Below are 1,756 nucleotides of genomic sequence, written 5' to 3'. Positions count from 1 at the left end.
GGGCCGTGCCGGTCCACTCGCGGTAGACCTCCTTGACGGCGTCGGCGCCCTCCAATGTGGTGGTGGTGCCGAGCAGGTTGAAGTGGTAGACGGGGTTGGCGACAGTCATGTCGGGGGCGAAGATTTCCTCGAAGCGTCCGGCCATTTCCAGGTAGCGGTGACGGTTGTAGGCGTGCAGGAGGTAGAGGTGGCGCTTGTTGTCGGTCGTTTCGATCAATCGTTCGACGGCGCGGTTGGTCTGGGTGATGTCGAAGCGGCTCATGGTGGGTTCCTTCTGTTGCGGGTCGGTCGACCCTGGGGTGGGGTGGTTGTTCAGGCTGAGGTGAATTGGTCGCGTAGTGCGGTCTTCTTGAACTTTCCGGTGGCGGTGCAGGGGATCGCGTCCACGAACTCGATGCGGTCCGGCAACTGCCACTTGGCGAACTCCTGGGCAAGGTGTTCACGTAGCTCGTCCGCGCAGGTTTCGGCCCCGGCGCGCAGTGCGACGACTGCGAGGGGGCGCTCGCCCCACCGGTCGTCGGGTATGGCGATGACTGCTGCCTGGGCGACCGCGGGGTGATTCATGAGCTGGTTTTCCAGGTCGACGGAGGAGATCCACTCGCCCCCGGACTTGACGAGGTCCTTGGACCGGTCGCAGATCCGGACGCACCCTCGGCTGTCGATGCGGACCACGTCTCCGGTCTTGAACCAGCCGTCGGCGGTGAAGCTGTCGGCGCCCTTGCCGCGGTGGTAGCTCGCCGCGACCCAGGGGCCGCGGACCTCGAGCTCGCCCATGGCGGCGTCGTCCCACGCGATGAGCCGGCCGTCGTCGTCGCGGGCGCGGATGTCGAAGAAGGGGCTGGCGATGCCCTGTCGGGTGCGGTACCGGTACTGGTCGTCCGCCTCGCTTTCGTCGAGGCTGCCCGGCAGTCGGCACACCGTGCCCAGCGGTGCGGTTTCGGTCATTCCCCAGGCCTGGATGACGGTCAGCCCGTGCCGGTCGTATCCCTCGAACATCGACTGGGGCACCGCTGCGCCGCCGACGACCAAGCGGTCCAGGGCCGACAGGTCCCATCGGTCGGGTTCGGCGTCGATCGCGGCGAGCATGCCCATCCACACGGTGGGGACCCCGGCGGTCATCGTCACGTGCTCGTCGGCGAGCAGGCCGAGCACACTGTGCGGGTCCAGACGCGGCCCGGGCAGGACCAGCCGCGCTCCGGCCAGAGCCGCTGCATACGGCAGGCCCCAGGCGTTCGCGTGGAACATCGGGACGACCGGCAGGATCGTGTCCCGTGCCGAGACCGCCAGCTGGTCGGGCAGCGCCGCGACCAGGGAATGGAGCACCAGGGCCCGGTGCGTGTAGGTGACGCCCTTCGGTCGGCCGGTGGTGCCCGACGTGTAACACATTGCCGCCGCATGGCGTTCGTCGAGCTCCGGCCACTGCACCGGCTCACCGTCTGCGACCAGAGTTTCGTAGTCGAGCATTCCCTCGGGGGTCTCGCCGGTGTGCGTGACGACGATGATGTGGGCGAAATCGTGCCCGGCGCGGAAGGTGTCGAACACCTCGAGCAGTGATTCGTCGACGACGATCACCGTGTCCTGCGCGTCGTCGACGATGAAGGCAAGTTCGTCGGAGAACAGCCGGGGGTTCAATGTGTGGATGACCGCGCCCATTGCCGGGACCGCGAAGTACAGCTCCAGGTGTTCGCTCTGGTTCCACAGCAGGGTCGCCACCCGGTGCCCTTCGCGGACACCGAGCCCGGTCAGCGCGCCGGCC

The 1,756-nt window shown here is 67.7% G+C and carries 1 protein-coding gene and 1 pseudogene; both read right to left on the bottom strand.

Annotation, left to right across the window (positions count from 1 at the left end; all coding sequences use genetic code 11):
• Positions 1-262: pseudogene (locus tag AC1D1G_RS44880) on the bottom strand (hypothetical protein); the annotation flags it as partial.
• 50 nt (positions 263-312) lie between these two features.
• Positions 313-1,756: long-chain-fatty-acid--CoA ligase (locus AC1D1G_RS44875; protein WP_477956903.1), on the bottom strand; the 1,444-nt coding region annotated here is incomplete at its 5' end.

The sequence above is a fragment of the Rhodococcus sp. P3_B8 genome (assembly GCF_056402775.1).
The sequence above is the reverse complement of the archived record's forward strand: the minus strand, read 5'-3'. Positions and strand labels throughout refer to the sequence as shown.